The organism is Enterobacter ludwigii, assembly GCF_001750725.1.
Taxonomy (GTDB): domain Bacteria; phylum Pseudomonadota; class Gammaproteobacteria; order Enterobacterales; family Enterobacteriaceae; genus Enterobacter; species Enterobacter ludwigii.
The window spans coordinates 3,568,179-3,583,812 of the sequence record NZ_CP017279.1; the positions used below are offsets into that span (position 1 = coordinate 3,568,179).

A 15,634-nucleotide genomic window follows, 5' to 3' on the forward strand; every position below is an offset into this window, starting at 1 on the left:
TTGTTTTTTATGGGCTTAGCTCTCTTCTGTGCTTCGGCGTCGGGTCAAAAACAGCGGAACAAAAAGCATGATGTACGGAGCAACCAGCCATATCAGACACAGGGCGCGTGAAAAGCCGTAGTAGTTGATGCACCGCGTATTGCTTGAAATGACGGGAATAAAAAACAGTAAAAACAGCAAAATGGCATAATCGCTACGGTAGGGGATCCATAAATAAAACAAAAACCAGGCGAGCTGGAATGTCATGATGCAGAGATACTGCCATTTGCTGTCTTTGCCGTAACAGTCAAACGCCTTTATGTAGCCCATCTTTATGCTGTGAAGAAAGAAACGTAGCATGTAAAACGCTCACGATTGCGACGGTCAGGAGTGTGCTGGCCAGCAACGCAATTAAAAAATAGCTATGGGTGATATTAGTAGCACCTGAGCTCAGGGTATGCCATTTACTCTACCCGCCGTACATTGCAACAAAAAGGGTAGACACACCTGTCTTCATAAAGCCCTGAAGCAGACACGAAACGGGCATATTCGTCGGTAATTGTTTTAACGCAGCGAGTAGGGCAAATGCAGGCTATTAATAGCGTTAGATGATATCAAAGACCTATCTCGGTAAATATCAGGTCATCACTCTCATAATACCCTGCAAGCTCTTCAAACAGGTCGGCTCTGCCGGGGACAAAACCTGGGGTCACAAGCTCATATATTCTGCTGGTTCCTTGAGATGTTACCCGCTATACCGTATTTAGCGTGCCAGTATCGCGTCAGACGCAAGGTACAAAAAAGCCCCGACTCGCGGGGCCTTATTATTCAGCGGTAAGAATTACTTCTTCGCAGCGCGTTCGAAAGAGGAGATGATTTCCGCTTTCGCTGCTTCTGCGTTTTCCCAGCCGTCAACTTTAACCCACTTGCCTTTTTCGAGGTCTTTGTAGTGCTCGAAGAAGTGAGTGATCTGCGCTTTCAGCAGTTCTGGCAGGTCGTTCACATCTTTGATGTGATCGTACTCTTTGCTCAGTTTGGTGTGCGGAACAGCAACCAGTTTCGCATCTTCACCAGATTCGTCGGTCATTTTCAGCACGCCAACAGGACGGCAGCGAATGACTGCGCCTGGCTGCAGTGGGTATGGCGTTGGGACCAGTACGTCAACTGGGTCACCGTCCAGAGACAGGGTGTGGTTGATGTAACCGTAGTTGCATGGGTAGAACATGGCGGTAGACATGAAACGGTCTACAAACAGCGCACCGCTCTCTTTGTCCACTTCGTATTTGATAGGATCTGCGTTAGCCGGGATTTCGATAACTACGTAGATGTCTTCTGGCAGTTCTTTACCCGCAGGGACGTTGAGTAAGCTCATGTCTGTGTCCTTTAAAATGGATGGTAAACAAGTGGCAGGTATTATAGCCAACTGGCGCTGAATGTCTCCGCCTGTTTTCGTCTTCTCTCCACGTTCTCCCCACTTTTCAGACCGATTCCATGACAGGAAAATCCATAAACTCAGCCGCTTTTTTAATGGTGAAATGAAAGCGATTACAAACTTGTGATTAACGTTTTATTCACTTTTCTGAAGTGTGATGTAACGCAATTCGTTACATATTTCATTGGCTATAGTCATTTCGCAGAACATCTTTTAACCAACAATAAACACCCCTACGAGGACGTTCATATGTGGAAGCGCTTACTTCTTGTCACAGCAGTTTCGGCAGCCATGTCGTCTATGGCGATGGCCGCCCCTTTAACCGTAGGTTTTTCCCAGGTCGGCTCTGAATCCGGCTGGCGAGCGGCAGAAACCAACGTTGCGAAAAGCGAGGCCCAGAAACGCGGTATCACCCTGAAAATCGCCGATGCGCAGCAAAAACAGGAAAACCAGATCAAAGCCGTGCGGTCATTTATCGCCCAGGGCGTTGATGCCATCTTTATTGCGCCGGTCGTGGCCACAGGCTGGGAGCCGGTCCTGAAGGAAGCGAAAGACGCTGAGATCCCGGTTGTTTTGCTCGATCGTTCCATTGATGTAAAAGACAAATCTCTCTATATGACCACCGTCACCGCCAACAACGTTCTCGAGGGCCAATTAATTGGTGACTGGCTGGTGAAACAGGTAGATGGCAAGCCGTGTAACGTCGTTGAGTTGCAGGGGACCGTCGGGGCGAGCGTGGCCATCGATCGTAAGAAAGGCTTCGCGGAAGCCATCGCCAAAGCGCCAAACATTAAGATTATCCGCTCTCAGTCCGGCGACTTTACCCGCAGTAAAGGTAAAGAGGTCATGGAGAGCTTTATCAAGGCTGAAAACAACGGCAAGAACATTTGCATGGTTTACGCCCACAACGATGACATGGTGATCGGGGCTATCCAGGCCATCAAAGAAGCGGGGCTGAAGCCGGGCAAAGATATCCTCACCGGCTCTATCGATGGCGTACCGGATATCTATAAAGCGATGATGGACGGCGAAGCGAACGCCAGCGTGGAGCTGACGCCAAACATGGCTGGCCCGGCATTCGATGCGCTGGAGAAATTCAAGAAAGACGGCACCCTGCCTGAAAAAGTGACGATCACCAAATCGACGCTCTACCTGCCTGACACCGCGAAAGAAGAGTTAGAGAAGAAGAAAAATATGGGCTACTAAGGCCTTTTCCCTCGCCCCTTACCCCACTCCTCTCCCCTGAGGGGAGAGGGTATACAAGGGCGGGTAGACTGGCATGAACATTTCCCTCTCCCCAACCGGGAGAGGGCGAGGGTGAGGGGGAAACATGACCGACACACAACACCAGGAAATCCTCCGCACAGAGGGCTTAAGCAAGTTTTTCCCCGGTGTAAAAGCGCTGGATAACGTTGATTTTAGCCTGCGACGCGGTGAGATTATGGCGCTGCTGGGAGAGAACGGTGCGGGAAAATCGACGCTGATTAAGGCACTTACCGGCGTTTACCATGCCGATCGCGGCACAATCTGGCTAGAAGGCAACGCCATTTCGCCAAAAAACACCGCCCATGCACAACAGCTGGGGATTGGGACGGTTTACCAGGAAGTGAACCTGCTGCCGAATATGTCGGTGGCGGATAACCTGTTTATCGGCCGTGAGCCAAGACGCTTCGGCCTGCTGCGACGCAAAGAGATGGAAGCGCGGGCCACCAGGCTGATGGAATCCTATGGCTTCTCCCTGGACGTTCGCGAACCGCTGAACCGTTTTTCCGTCGCGATGCAGCAAATTGTCGCGATTTGCCGGGCGATCGATCTCTCCGCGAAAGTGCTGATCCTTGATGAGCCTACCGCGAGCCTTGATACCCAGGAAGTTGAAATGCTCTTTACCCTGATGCGCCAGCTGCGCGATCAGGGGGTAAGCCTGATCTTCGTCACCCACTTCCTCGATCAGGTGTATGAGGTCAGCGATCGCATCACGGTGCTGCGCAACGGCAGCTTTGTCGGCTGCCGCGAAACCCGCGAGCTGCCGCAGATAGAACTGGTCAAAATGATGCTGGGCCGCGAGCTGGAAACCAACGCGCTTCAGCGTGCAGGCCGCACGCTGCTCAGCGAGAAACCGGTCGCGGCCTTCAGCGATTTTGGCAAAAAAGGGGTGATCTCGCCCTTTAATCTGGACGTGCGGCCCGGTGAAATTGTTGGGCTGGCGGGCCTGCTGGGTTCCGGGCGCACCGAAACCGCCGAGGTGATCTTCGGGATCAAACCTGCGGACAGCGGCAGCGCGCTGATCAAAGGTAAACCGCAGCCCCTGCGATCGCCGCATCAGGCCTCCTGCCTGGGCGTGGGCTTCTGCCCGGAAGACAGGAAAACCGATGGCATAATTGCCGCCGCCTCGGTGCGGGAAAATATCATTCTGGCTCTGCAGGCGCAGCGCGGATGGCTACGCCCCATCCCGCGGAAAGAACAAAACGCCATTGCCGAGCGATTTATCCGTCAGCTCGGTATACGTACGCCGAGCGCTGAACAGCCCATTGAATTTCTCTCCGGTGGCAACCAGCAGAAGGTATTGCTGTCACGCTGGCTGCTGACTAAACCCCAGTTTCTGATCCTCGATGAACCGACGCGCGGTATCGACGTCGGGGCACATGCCGAAATTATCCGGCTTATCGAAACGCTGTGTGCAGACGGTCTGGCGCTGCTGGTTATCTCATCCGAGCTGGAAGAGCTGGTGGGGTATGCCGATCGCGTCATCATCATGCGCGATCGTAAGCAGGTGGCAGAGATCCCGCTGGATAAACTGTCCGTTCCGGCAATCATGAATGCCATCGCGGCGTAAGGAGTTAATCGTGATGCCCCGTTCGCTTCCGCAAACCGGTGCAACCAGGCGCCGCTTCACCTGGCCTACCGGCACGCCGCAAATTATCGCGTTGCTACTGGTGCTGCTGATCGATAGCCTGGTCGCCCCGCATTTCTTTCAGATTATCGTGCAGGATGGCCGGCTGTTTGGCAGTCCGATAGACATTTTAAACCGTGCCGCCCCGGTGGCGCTTCTGGCCATTGGTATGACGCTGGTGATCGCCACCGGCGGGATTGACCTCTCCGTCGGTGCGGTGATGGCCATCGCCGGCGCCACGGCAGCGTCCATGACCGTCGCCGGGCACAGCCTGCCGGTGGTGCTGCTGGCTGCATTAGGTACCGGGGTGCTGGCCGGACTGTGGAACGGCATTCTGGTGGCGGTCCTGAAAATTCAGCCGTTTGTCGCCACTCTCATCCTGATGGTGGCCGGACGCGGTGTGGCACAGCTTATCACCTCGGGTCAGATTGTGACCTTTAACTCCCCCGGCCTGGCATGGCTTGGCAGCGGTAAACTGTTCTTCTTCCCGACGCCGATCGTTATTGCGCTGGTCACATTAGTCGTGTTCTGGCTCTTTACCCGTAAAACGGCGCTGGGCATGTTCATTGAAGCGGTCGGAATTAACATCCGTGCGGCGCGAAACGCCGGGGTTAATACGCGGCTGATGGTCATGCTGACCTACGTGCTGAGCGGCATTTGCGCCGCCATTGCCGGGGTGATCGTCGCGGCGGACATCCGTGGTGCGGATGCCAACAACGCCGGGTTATGGCTGGAGCTGGATGCGATCCTGGCGGTGGTTATCGGTGGCGGATCGCTGATGGGCGGGCGGTTTAATCTGCTGCTCTCGGTGATCGGCGCGCTGATTATTCAGGGTATGAATACCGGGATCCTGCTCTCCGGTTTTCAGCCGGAACTCAACCAGGTGGTGAAAGCGGTGGTCGTGCTCTGCGTGCTGATCGTCCAGTCGCCGCGCTTTGTCAGCATCATTAAAGGGATCCGTGGCCATGATAAAACGTAATTTACCGTTAATGATCACCCTGGGCGTGTTTGTGCTGGGTTATCTCTACTGCCTGACGCAATTCCCGGGCTTTGCCTCTACCCGGGTGATTTGCAACATTCTGACGGATAACGCCTTTTTAGGCATTATCGCCGTTGGCATGACCTTTGTGATCCTCTCCGGTGGGATCGATCTCTCGGTTGGGTCGGTGATCGCTTTCACGGGTGTATTCCTCGCAAAAGCGATCGGTTTCTGGGGGATCTCGCCGCTGCTGGCCTTCCCGCTGGTGCTGGTGATGGGCTGCGCGTTTGGCGCCTTTATGGGGCTTTTGATCGACGCGCTGAAAATTCCGGCCTTTATTATCACCCTCGCCGGCATGTTCTTCCTGCGCGGCGTGAGCTACCTGGTCTCGGAAGAATCGATTCCGATTAACCATCCTGTCTACGACACGCTCTCCAGCCTGGCGTGGAAAATCCCCGGGGGCGGTCGTCTGAGCGCGATGGGGTTGCTGATGCTGGGCGTGGTGGTGGTGGGGATCTTCCTTGCCCACCGTACCCGGTTTGGTAATCAGGTCTATGCCATTGGCGGCAGTGCCACCTCGGCAAACCTGATGGGGATCTCCACCCGCAGCACCACAATCCGCATCTATATGCTCTCGACCGGACTGGCGACGCTGGCGGGGATCGTCTTCTCGATTTATACCCAGGCGGGTTATGCCCTGGCAGGCGTCGGGGTGGAACTTGATGCCATCGCCTCGGTGGTGATTGGCGGCACGTTGCTCAGCGGCGGCGTTGGCACGGTGCTGGGGACGCTGTTCGGCGTGGCGATCCAGGGACTGATCCAGACCTATATCAACTTTGACGGCACGCTCAGTTCATGGTGGACCAAGATCGCCATTGGCATTCTGTTGTTTATTTTTATCGCCCTGCAGCGCGGCCTGACGGTGCTCTGGGAGAACCTACAAAGCTCGCCTGTTACCCGTGTAAACACTTCAGTAACAGAGACATAACACGCTGAATTTGCTTAAAGTCTAAACATTTTCCGGTAGCGGCCGATACTCTTTTTTTATGCCCAGAAATATCTCGCTACCGGAAATAATATCATGCTTAAAACGCTATCGATTCGTACCGGCTTGCTCTCTTTACTGGCCGTTATGACCCTTCTGCTGCTGATTGTCAGCGGCATTGGCATTTATGCCCTCACACAGAGTTCTTCTTCACTCCAGCGCATCAACCACCTTCAGGGTGAGCAGATGGTGCAGCTTAATTCTGGCTATACCCTGATCCTGCGCGCGCGTAATGAAGCGGGTCAGGCGGTCCGGATGATGGAAATCGGCATGATGGATGACGCGGCCAAATCGGTGAAAAACATCAATCAGGAGATTGCCCAGGCCCGTAAAACGCTGAAAGGCGTGATCGACGGCGGGGTGGCGGATGAACAGGGACAAAAACTGCTGGATAAGGTGGCCGCGAGCCTGGCGACCTATAACCAGCAGGGGATCGACCCGATGCTGAAAGCCCTGAACGATCAGAGCGCAGACAGCTATTACGATCTGCTGGAGAACACGCTGATCCCGGTGGCGGCGCAGTTTGATAATGATATGCAGGTCTTTCAGAAATGGAGCGAAGCGCGCGGGAAAGCGGAAGTGAAGGCCGTGCAGTCGAGCAAAAACCGGGTACTGATCCTGATCGTGGTGGCCGCGCTGCTGACGGCTGGCATTATTGTGCTGGCGTGGCTGGTACTGCGTCACATGCTGCTCAAACCGCTTTCGGCCTCCATTGCTCAGCTGGAGAACGTGGCGGCGGGCGATTTAACCCATACGCTGAATGACCCGGCGAGCCAGGAGTTTAACCGCCTGAACGCGGCCATTGAGGGGATGCGGCAGTCTTTGATGAACTCGGTTTTACGGGTACGTGATGCCAGCTCGCAAATTGATACCGGCAGCCGCGAGCTGACGGCGGGGAACATGGATCTTGCCCAGCGCACGGAATCCACCGCGACATCGCTTGAGCAGACGGCCGCCAGCATGGAAGAGATCACCGCCACGGTGAAACTCAATGCAGACAACGCCGAGCAGGCGCACCAGCTGGCGAAATCCGTGTCTGACACCGCCGATCACGGCAGCGAAATGGTCTGCTACGTCATTGAAAAAATGCGTGATATCGCCGGCAGTTCGGCACGCATCGCCGATATTCTGAGCGTCATTGACGGCATTGCCTTCCAGACCAATATTCTGGCGCTGAACGCCTCGGTGGAAGCGGCGCGCGCGGGTGAGCAGGGGCGCGGGTTTGCCGTTGTCGCCGGTGAAGTGCGAAACCTCGCCAGCCGCAGCGCTGACGCAGCAAAAGAGATCCGTTCGCTTATCAGTGATTCTCAGACCCATGTAAACGAAGGCAGCGAGCTGGCGCAGCAGGCTGGCGAAACGATGGATGAGATCGCAACAGAAGTACTGCGCATGACCAAACTGATGCGCGAGATTGCGACCGCGTCCCAGGAGCAGAGTCGCGGCATTGAGCAGGTGAATATTGCCGTGAATCAGATGGACGAAACCGCGCAGCAGAATGCGGCGCTGGTCCAGCAATCTTCTGCCGCGACGCGCTCGCTGGAAGAGCAATCGCGTCAGCTGATGGACGCCATGGCATCATTTAAACTGACGGCTCAGACAGCGGCATAATATTTTCCCGCCCCGGCGCATTCTGTGTCGGGGTTTTATGTGTCGCTGAATTTAATGCGCCAATATTATCGTGAATGTCGCCCATTAATATTTCCAGAGACTGGGTTAATGCTAATGCATTTTCAGTCGGCTCGAGATATAACCCTTTGCGGAAAAATAGCGGCTCGTCAAACAGCTGATTAAAGCGTTTTAATGCCAGACTCACCGCGGGGCGCGACATCTCCAGACGTACAGAGGCTTTTGCCATACTGCCGCAGCGGACCACTTCAATAAAAACAGGGATAAGATTTAAATCAATGCCGGTATTAGCACGGGAATAATTTTTCATGACGATTAGGCTCCAGGAAATATTTGTCAAACTGTTATGGAAATAATGCAGGAGCAAAACCGAATATTAAAGCGTGTTTTTTATAAACACTTATACGGTAAAATATATAAATGAAGCGGGGAGCCTGAAGGGCTCCCCGTGTTATGGGTTATGCGTCCGGATACTCACGGATAAAACGTTCAACGTCATCAACCATATGGGTGTTGCCGACAAAGAACGAACGACGCTGGTGCAGGCTTTCCGGCACGATGTCCAGAATACGCTCTTTACCGTCGCTCGCCTTGCCGCCAGCCTGTTCGGCCAGGAACGCCATTGGGTTGCATTCATACAGCAGACGCAGCTTGCCGTCAGGGTGGCTTGCCGTGCTTGGGTAGAGGTAGATACCGCCTTTCAGCAGGTTGCGGTGGAAGTCAGCAACCAGCGAGCCGATATAGCGGGACGTGTACGGGCGCTGAGTGGCTTTATCTTCTTCCTGGCAGAACTTGATGTATTTCTTCACGCCGTTCGGGAATCGGATGTAGTTGCCTTCGTTGATGGAGTAGGTGTTGCCCTTCTCCGGGAAGCGCATACGTTCCTGGCTCAGGCAGAAAACGCCCAGCGAGGGATCGTAAGTAAAGGCGTGAACGCCGCAGCCCGTGGTGTACACCAGCATGGTGGAGGAGCCATAAACGACGTAACCGGCTGCCACCTGGTTACTGCCCGGCTGCAGGAAATCTTCCTCTGTCACCGGCGTGCCAACAGGCGTGACGCGGCGGTAGATGGAGAAAATGGTACCGACAGAAACGTTAACGTCGATGTTAGAGGAACCGTCCAGCGGATCCATCAGCACAACGTATTTAGCGTGTTCACACCCTTCGAAAACGACAATTTCATCTTCTTCTTCGGAGGCGATACCCGCCACGATGTCGCGCGCGCGCAGTGCAGCTTTCAGTTTTTCATTTGCGAACAGATCGAGTTTCTGTTGAACCTCGCCCTGAACGTTCTCGGCACCGCTGGCACCCAGGATATCGACCAGACCGGCCTTGTTGATATCACGGTGGATGATCTTAGCGCCCAGCTTTATTGCCGACAGCAAAGCAGTGAGTTCACCCGTAGCATGAGAAAACTCGTGCTGCTTTTCGACAATAAATTCACCTAACGTTTTCATAACACTTTCCCTGCATCTTTGTGAGTAGAGCGATTGTATGTTCACTAAAACGACTAAAGCCCAACAATCTTAACAAACATTCAAATATTAGCGCAGAGGTGAATCGCGCCAGCAATATACGGATTTACCTGAAATGCGTTTCGCTGTCGCTGACATGTGAGTAAAATGTGCGCCACATTGAAGAAGGATAGTGACGTATGCGCATTCATATATTGGGGATTTGTGGCACTTTCATGGGCGGACTGGCAATGCTGGCGCGCTCTCTGGGCCATGAAGTGACAGGTTCGGACGCCAATGTGTATCCGCCGATGAGCACGCTTCTGGAGAAACAGGGCATCTCTCTGATTCAGGGATACGATGCCAGCCAGCTGGATCCTGAGCCGGATCTGGTGATCATTGGCAACGCCATGACCCGCGGTAATCCGTGCGTTGAGGCGGTTCTGGAACGCAACATTCCGTTCATGTCTGGCCCGCAGTGGCTGCATGATTTCGTGCTGCGCGACCGTTGGGTCGTTGCCGTAGCCGGAACGCATGGCAAAACCACGACCGCCGGAATGGCGACCTGGATCCTCGAAGCCTGTGGTTATAAGCCAGGTTTTGTAATCGGGGGTGTACCGGGTAATTTCGATGTTTCTGCGCGTCTGGGTGACAGCCCGTTCTTCGTGATCGAAGCCGACGAGTATGACTGCGCGTTCTTCGACAAGCGCTCCAAGTTCGTGCACTACTGCCCGCGGACGCTGATCCTCAACAACCTTGAGTTCGATCACGCCGATATTTTTGACGATCTGAAAGCGATTCAGAAACAGTTCCACCATCTGGTGCGCATCGTTCCGGGTCAGGGCCGCATCATCCTGCCGGAAAACGACATCAACCTGAAGCAAACCCTGGCGATGGGATGCTGGAGCGAGCAGGAGCTGGTGGGCGAGCAGGGACACTGGCAGGCGAAAAAACTCAACGCGGATGCCTCCGAGTGGGAAGTGCTGCTCGACGGTGAGAAAGTGGGTGAGGTGAAGTGGGGCCTGGTGGGCGAGCACAACATGCACAACGGCCTGATGGCGATTGCCGCGGCACGTCATGTGGGCGTTCAGCCTGCGGATGCGGCGGATGCGTTAGGCTCGTTCATTAACGCCCGTCGTCGTCTGGAGCTGCGCGGTGAAGCCCACGGCGTCACGGTGTATGACGATTTTGCGCATCACCCGACCGCCATTCTGGCGACGCTTGCAGCTTTACGCGGCAAAGTCGGCGGGACCGCCCGCATTCTGGCGGTGCTGGAACCGCGTTCGAACACCATGAAAATGGGCATCTGCAAAGACGATCTTGCGCCATCCTTAGGGCGTGCCGATGAAGTCTTCCTGCTGCAGCCGCAGCATATTCCGTGGCAGGTGGCCGAAGTGGCCGATGCCTGCATTCAGCCTGCGCACTGGAGTGCGGATGTGGATGCGCTGGCGGATATGGTGGTGAAAGCCGCACAGCCTGGCGATCACATTCTGGTGATGAGCAACGGCGGTTTTGGCGGGATCCATCAGAAGCTGCTGGACGGTCTGGCGAAGAAAGCGCAGGCGGTCGCAGAGTAAAAAAAAGCCCGGTAGCGTTCACGCTTACCGGGCTTTTTCTCCCTCGCCCACAGGGAGAGGGGCGGGGTTAAGGGCACTCAACGATGCTGTGCTTACTCTTCGTTTTCAGACAGCTCACGCAGATACTGGAAAATCAGGCGTGCAGACTTCGGCGGCTTGTTCGCTTCTTTCTCTTTCTGGGCATTGCGGATCAACGAACGCAGCTGCTGGCGATCGGCATCCGGCCACAGGTTCAGTACTTCCGGTACCGCATCATCACCTTGTTCAATCAGACGATCGCGGATCTGCTCAAGCTTATGGAACAGCGCAACCTGCTGGTTGTGGCGGTTTTTCAGTTTGTCCAGCGCCTGGCGGATCGGTTCAACGTCACGCTGACGCAGCATTTTACCGATAAGCTGAAGCTGACGGCGACGGCCTTCTTTCTTGATTTTCTGTGCCAGTTCAATGGCATCGCGCAGATCCTGGTCGAGCGGGAGTTTATCCAGCGCGTTTTTACCCAGTTCTACCATTTCCGCGCCAAGCTGTTTTAACTCTTCGGCGTCACGTTTAATTTCACTTTTACTGACCCAGATGATCTCATCATCTTCGTCTTCGATGTCATCACCGGGAACGTCGTCGAGCCAGTCTTCGGGCTGCTTAGTCATGTCAGGCTCCTTAAAAAAGAGGCTAATGTTACCAGTTAAGACGCGCACTGAAAAACGGTTCTCTGTTAGACTTCAATTAACTCTCTCTTACAGTATGGCATTTGCGATGAAAGTAACCTCACAAGTTGAAGCGCAGCGTAAGATTCTGGAAGAAGCCGTCTCCACCGCGCTGACGCTCGCTTCAGGTAAATCAGATGGCGCCGAAGTGGCGGTAAGCAAAACCACCGGCATCAGCGTCAGCACCCGCTACGGCGAAGTGGAAAATGTAGAATTCAACAGCGATGGCGCCCTGGGGATCACGGTTTATCACCAGAATCGCAAAGGCAGCGCATCATCGACCGATCTCAGCCCGGATGCCATTGCCCGTACGGTGCAGGCTGCGCTGGATATTGCGCGTTACACCTCGCCCGATCCTTACGCCGGCGTTGCCGACAAAGAGCTGCTGGCATTCGATGCCCCGGATCTCGATCTTTTCCACCCGGCGGAAGTGACGCCGGACGAAGCGATCGAACTGGCTGCCCGTGCCGAGCAGGCGTCCCTGCAGGCCGATAAACGCATCACCAATACCGAAGGCGGAAGTTTTAACAGCCACTACGGTATCAAAGTGTTTGGTAACAGCCACGGGATGCTGCAGGGCTACTGCTCAACGCGCCATTCGCTCTCCAGCTGCGTTATCGCTGAAGAGAATGGGGATATGGAGCGTGATTACGCCTACACCATCGGTCGCGCGCTGGGCGATTTGCAGTCTCCTGAGTGGGTTGGCGCAGAATGCGCGCAGCGCACGCTGTCCCGTCTGTCGCCACGTAAACTTTCCACCATGAAAGCCCCGGTCATTTTTGCCAATGAAGTGGCGACCGGCCTGTTTGGCCACCTGGTGGGGGCAATTGCCGGGGGCTCCGTTTACCGTAAATCGACGTTCTTGCTCGACTCGCTGGGCAAGCAGATCCTGCCGGAATGGTTGACCATTGAAGAGCATCCGCACCTGCTGAAAGGGCTGGCCTCGACGCCGTTCGACAGCGAAGGTGTTCGCACCGAGCGCCGCGATATCATCAAAGACGGCATTCTGACGCAGTGGCTGCTGACCAACTACTCCGCGCGCAAGCTGGGGCTGAAAAGCACCGGTCACGCGGGCGGCATTCACAACTGGCGAATCGCGGGTCAGGGCCTGAGCTTTGAGCAGATGCTTAAAGAGATGGGCACCGGTCTGGTCGTCACAGAGTTAATGGGCCAGGGCGTAAGCGGCATTACCGGCGATTACTCGCGCGGCGCGGCGGGCTTCTGGGTTGAGAACGGTGAAATTCAGTATCCGGTAAGCGAAATTACCATCGCCGGCAACCTGAAAGACATGTGGCGCAATATTGTTACTGTCGGTAACGATATTGAAACACGTAGCAATATACAGTGTGGTTCAGTCCTCTTACCGGAGATGAAAATCGCCGGGCAGTAATACCCGTAAAGGCGTTTTAATAATAAAAAAGGAAGTGAGCAATGCGTAAACACCTGTTAGCGATCGTCGCAGCGTCAACGCTGGTTCTTGGTTCTTCTGCGTTTGCTGCCGATCTTGAAGACGACATGGGCATCCTCAGTGAAAACCTGAAGGTGGTGCAGAAAACGGACAATGCGGCGGAAATGAAAGGCGCATTGACCAAAATGCGTGAAGCGGCACTGGACGCGCAGAAATCCACGCCGCCAAAGCTGGAAAACAAAGCGGCAGACAGCGCTGAGATGAAAGACTACCGCCACGGCTTTGACGTGCTGGTCGGTCAGATTGACGGTGCACTGAAGCTTGCCAACGAAGGCAAAGTGAAGGAAGCCCAGGCGGCAGCCGACCAGTTTGTGACCACGCGTAATACCTATCACAAAAAGTATCGTTAATTCTCGCTACGCGCTTTCCCCGTGCGGGGGCGGTTAATCGCCCCCGCATGTTTGCTTTCCGGGCATAAGAAAACCTTATCCACCTCACATATTTGCACGCCTGCCCATAATCTTTTTCGCTCCCACGCCCCCTTAATTGCCGTCAGATAGCGTGATATTCATCACGTAAATACAGTGATTTATCTATATTCAGCATATTTATGTGGCACAGATCACTGCCGGTGCTCGCCTTTCCACTTCGAAGTGGAAAACAACTCGCTACAAACAATTCCCCCCCAACGTTAGTTTTATTCCAGAGCCATTAACGGGGTAAGACGAGTGATTAACGGAGCGGTAATGAACGACGTTGGAGATCAGGCGGTGCAAACAGAGCAGCTCGCTAACACCATGCTGGCGCAGGTGTATGCCCTGCTGGCCCGGCACAACATCATCCCCAACGCAGTACAGGAACAGATGCTCACCTCCCACGTTCGCGCGATGGCGCACCGGTCCGTGACCGGCGAGCCGCTGCCGGAGGTTGAAGCCGAGCTGTTCGACGAAATTTCTCCCGATTCAATGCGGCTTGCCCGTGAAGTGGTCGCGCAGTTTGGCAACCTTCCTGATGAAGAGGCCTGGCTGCTTTCCGTTCACTTCGAAGTCGCGAAAGACAACCTTTAAGGAGCAACACATGGAACAGATTACAGTCGTGATTGGCGATCGCCTGGGTAAAGGTCAGAAAGTGGCGGCAGGCGTTGAAAAAGCCGGTGGACGCGCGGTTGTCGTGCCGGGTGTGGCGGCAGACATGAAGCTCGGTGACGTGATGAAAGCGGAAAATGCCACCTTCGGCATCTCCTTCTGCGGCAGCGGCGGCGCGGGTGCCATCACCGCACAAACCAAATATGGCTACAAAGCCAAATACGGCATGCGTTCAGTGGATGAAGGCGTCACCGCCATCAATGAAGGCTGCAATGTGCTGGGCTTTGGCTTTATGGATAAAGAAGAGCTGGGCGAGCGTCTGGTTCAGGCGTGGCAGAAGAAACACGGCGCATAAGCATGAAAGAACAGTTCACAACCACGGTGAGGGTGAAGGGCAAAGGCGACGCTAAAGCGCGCGCCTTCGCTGATGCGCTCAACCACGTTCAGGCCGCGGTGATGAAAGCCTCACCGCATATCTTACTGCGTATTGAGCCACAGGATGTGCAGGTCGTTCAGGCGCAAGAAGCGGTGCGTAAAGAAGCTTTTCTGTTCTTCTTTCTGCGCCGGGAAAGACGCACCTACAGCGTGGAGCTGGATGTGACCGTCAACGTGACTGCCATCAATCTCGACCAGGTGGATTTCGTCACGCAACGCTGATTATTCATAAAAGGGCAGACTGATGTTCTTAATTATATTAATAAAATCGCTCATCATTGGCGGCCTGGTTGGCGTCGGTGTGGGGGCCGGGGCTGCACGCATGTTTCATGCGCCTACCACTCAGGGTATGGGCGCGTTTCGTACGTTGGGGGAACTGAACTCCTGTGAAGGGGATCCGGCTTCTCACTTCTCCTTTGGGTTAGGCTTCTTCTTTAACGCCTGGGCCTCTTCCGTGGCTGCAGGTGCATTCACACAGGACGTTGACCACCGTATCATCCCGAACTGGGGTGCTGCAGCACTGATGATTAAAAACCGTAACGTCGGCGAAACGCTGCACGATCCGCGCAAAATGGCAATTGCCTGCGGCGTGATCGGCATGATTGTCGTCACCTTCCTTAACCTCACCGCCTCTTCTGTTCCGGCTGCGCTTCAGGTAACCGCCGTGAAGGTGCTGGTGCCTGCAGCAAACCTGCTGGTCAACACCGTGATGCCGGTGATCTTCTGGCTGGCCGCCATCGATGCGGGTAAAAAATCGGGCTTCTGGGCCACCATTTTTGGCGGCGCGGCGCAGCTGATCATGGGTAACGCCGTACCGGGTCTGGTGCTGGGTATCCTGATCGGTAAGGGCGTTGAAGAGAGCGGATGGAACCACGTCACCAAAGTGATGATGGCGGCCATCGTGGCGCTGTTCGTGCTGAGCGGTTTCTTCCGTGGCTTCGACATGAAGATGATCGAATCCTTCCATCTGACCGTGCCGAACTGGCTCGACATGATCCACAACGCGCTCAGCGGTAAATAACA

Annotated in this window: 17 protein-coding genes; 12 read left to right on the forward strand and 5 right to left on the reverse strand. The window is 54.8% G+C overall.

Annotated features, from left to right (window positions below; translation table 11 throughout):
• Positions 1–15: 15 nt before the first annotated feature.
• Positions 16–309 carry a hypothetical protein gene (locus BH714_RS16805; RefSeq protein ID WP_032669643.1) on the reverse strand — a complete coding sequence of 98 codons (294 nt, stop codon included), beginning with the start codon at positions 307–309 and terminating at the stop codon, positions 16–18.
• Positions 310–820: 511 nt separating this feature from the next.
• Positions 821–1,351 carry an inorganic diphosphatase gene (ppa, locus tag BH714_RS16810; protein WP_020882913.1) on the reverse strand — a complete coding sequence of 177 codons (531 nt, stop codon included), beginning with the start codon at positions 1,349–1,351 and terminating at the stop codon, positions 821–823.
• Positions 1,352–1,660: 309 nt separating this feature from the next.
• Between ppa and ytfQ the strand changes: the two genes are divergently transcribed.
• From ytfQ to BH714_RS16835, 5 genes are all read left to right on the forward strand, one after another.
• A complete protein-coding gene (ytfQ, locus tag BH714_RS16815; RefSeq protein ID WP_020882912.1) occupies positions 1,661–2,617 on the forward strand; it encodes a galactofuranose ABC transporter substrate-binding protein YtfQ in 957 nt (318 codons plus the stop codon).
• A gap of 124 nt (positions 2,618–2,741) precedes the next feature.
• The gene (ytfR, locus tag BH714_RS16820; protein ID WP_040018481.1) at positions 2,742–4,244 is read left to right on the forward strand and encodes a galactofuranose ABC transporter, ATP-binding protein YtfR; all 1,503 of its coding nucleotides are present in this window, start codon (positions 2,742–2,744) and stop codon (positions 4,242–4,244) included.
• 10 nt (positions 4,245–4,254) lie between these two features.
• Entirely contained in the window at positions 4,255–5,280 is a 1,026-nt protein-coding gene (gene ytfT / locus BH714_RS16825) for a galactofuranose ABC transporter, ATP-binding protein YtfT (RefSeq protein ID WP_025205793.1), read from the forward strand.
• A complete protein-coding gene (yjfF, locus tag BH714_RS16830; protein ID WP_040018483.1) occupies positions 5,267–6,268 on the forward strand; it encodes a galactofuranose ABC transporter, permease protein YjfF in 1,002 nt (333 codons plus the stop codon). The genes ytfT and yjfF overlap by 14 nt, the downstream gene beginning before the upstream one ends.
• A gap of 93 nt (positions 6,269–6,361) precedes the next feature.
• Positions 6,362–7,933, forward strand: coding sequence for a methyl-accepting chemotaxis protein (locus BH714_RS16835; RefSeq protein ID WP_040018484.1), 1,572 nt, complete (start codon positions 6,362–6,364; stop codon positions 7,931–7,933).
• Here BH714_RS16835 and BH714_RS16840 read toward each other — a convergent pair.
• Complete coding sequence (locus tag BH714_RS16840; protein ID WP_025205788.1) at positions 7,905–8,261, reverse strand: helix-turn-helix domain-containing protein; 357 nt, start codon at positions 8,259–8,261, stop codon at positions 7,905–7,907. The genes BH714_RS16835 and BH714_RS16840 overlap by 29 nt on opposite strands.
• 148 nt (positions 8,262–8,409) lie before the next feature.
• On the reverse strand, positions 8,410–9,408 hold the full coding sequence (gene fbp / locus BH714_RS16845; RefSeq protein ID WP_020882906.1) for a class 1 fructose-bisphosphatase: 999 nt from the start codon (positions 9,406–9,408) through the stop codon (positions 8,410–8,412).
• Between the two features lie 197 nt (positions 9,409–9,605).
• Between fbp and mpl the strand changes: the two genes are divergently transcribed.
• Positions 9,606–10,982, forward strand: a complete 1,377-nt coding sequence (mpl, locus tag BH714_RS16850) for a UDP-N-acetylmuramate:L-alanyl-gamma-D-glutamyl-meso-diaminopimelate ligase (RefSeq protein ID WP_025205787.1) — start codon at positions 9,606–9,608, stop codon at positions 10,980–10,982.
• A gap of 92 nt (positions 10,983–11,074) precedes the next feature.
• Here the strand turns inward: mpl and yjgA are convergent, their stop codons facing one another.
• Positions 11,075–11,626, reverse strand: coding sequence for a ribosome biogenesis factor YjgA (gene yjgA, locus BH714_RS16855; protein ID WP_014168373.1), 552 nt, complete (start codon positions 11,624–11,626; stop codon positions 11,075–11,077).
• Between the two features lie 94 nt (positions 11,627–11,720).
• Between yjgA and pmbA the strand changes: the two genes are divergently transcribed.
• From pmbA to BH714_RS16885, 6 genes are all read left to right on the forward strand, one after another.
• A complete protein-coding gene (gene pmbA, locus BH714_RS16860) occupies positions 11,721–13,073 on the forward strand; it encodes a metalloprotease PmbA (RefSeq protein WP_032679509.1) in 1,353 nt (450 codons plus the stop codon).
• Positions 13,074–13,114: 41 nt separating this feature from the next.
• Positions 13,115–13,501 (forward strand): cytochrome b562, encoded by a 387-nt coding sequence (gene cybC, locus BH714_RS16865; RefSeq protein ID WP_014168375.1) that lies wholly within the window; start codon positions 13,115–13,117, stop codon positions 13,499–13,501.
• Positions 13,502–13,819: 318 nt separating this feature from the next.
• Positions 13,820–14,158 (forward strand): glycine dehydrogenase, encoded by a 339-nt coding sequence (locus BH714_RS16870; RefSeq protein WP_014168376.1) that lies wholly within the window; start codon positions 13,820–13,822, stop codon positions 14,156–14,158.
• 10 nt (positions 14,159–14,168) lie between these two features.
• On the forward strand, positions 14,169–14,531 hold the full coding sequence (locus tag BH714_RS16875) for an SFCGS family glycine-rich protein (protein ID WP_003830384.1): 363 nt from the start codon (positions 14,169–14,171) through the stop codon (positions 14,529–14,531).
• A gap of 2 nt (positions 14,532–14,533) precedes the next feature.
• Complete coding sequence (locus BH714_RS16880; RefSeq protein ID WP_006810338.1) at positions 14,534–14,833, forward strand: DUF4312 family protein; 300 nt, start codon at positions 14,534–14,536, stop codon at positions 14,831–14,833.
• A 22-nt stretch (positions 14,834–14,855) separates the two neighbouring features.
• The gene (locus BH714_RS16885) at positions 14,856–15,632 is read left to right on the forward strand and encodes a DUF4311 domain-containing protein (RefSeq protein ID WP_014168378.1); all 777 of its coding nucleotides are present in this window, start codon (positions 14,856–14,858) and stop codon (positions 15,630–15,632) included.
• The last annotated feature ends 2 nt before the right edge of the window (positions 15,633–15,634 follow it).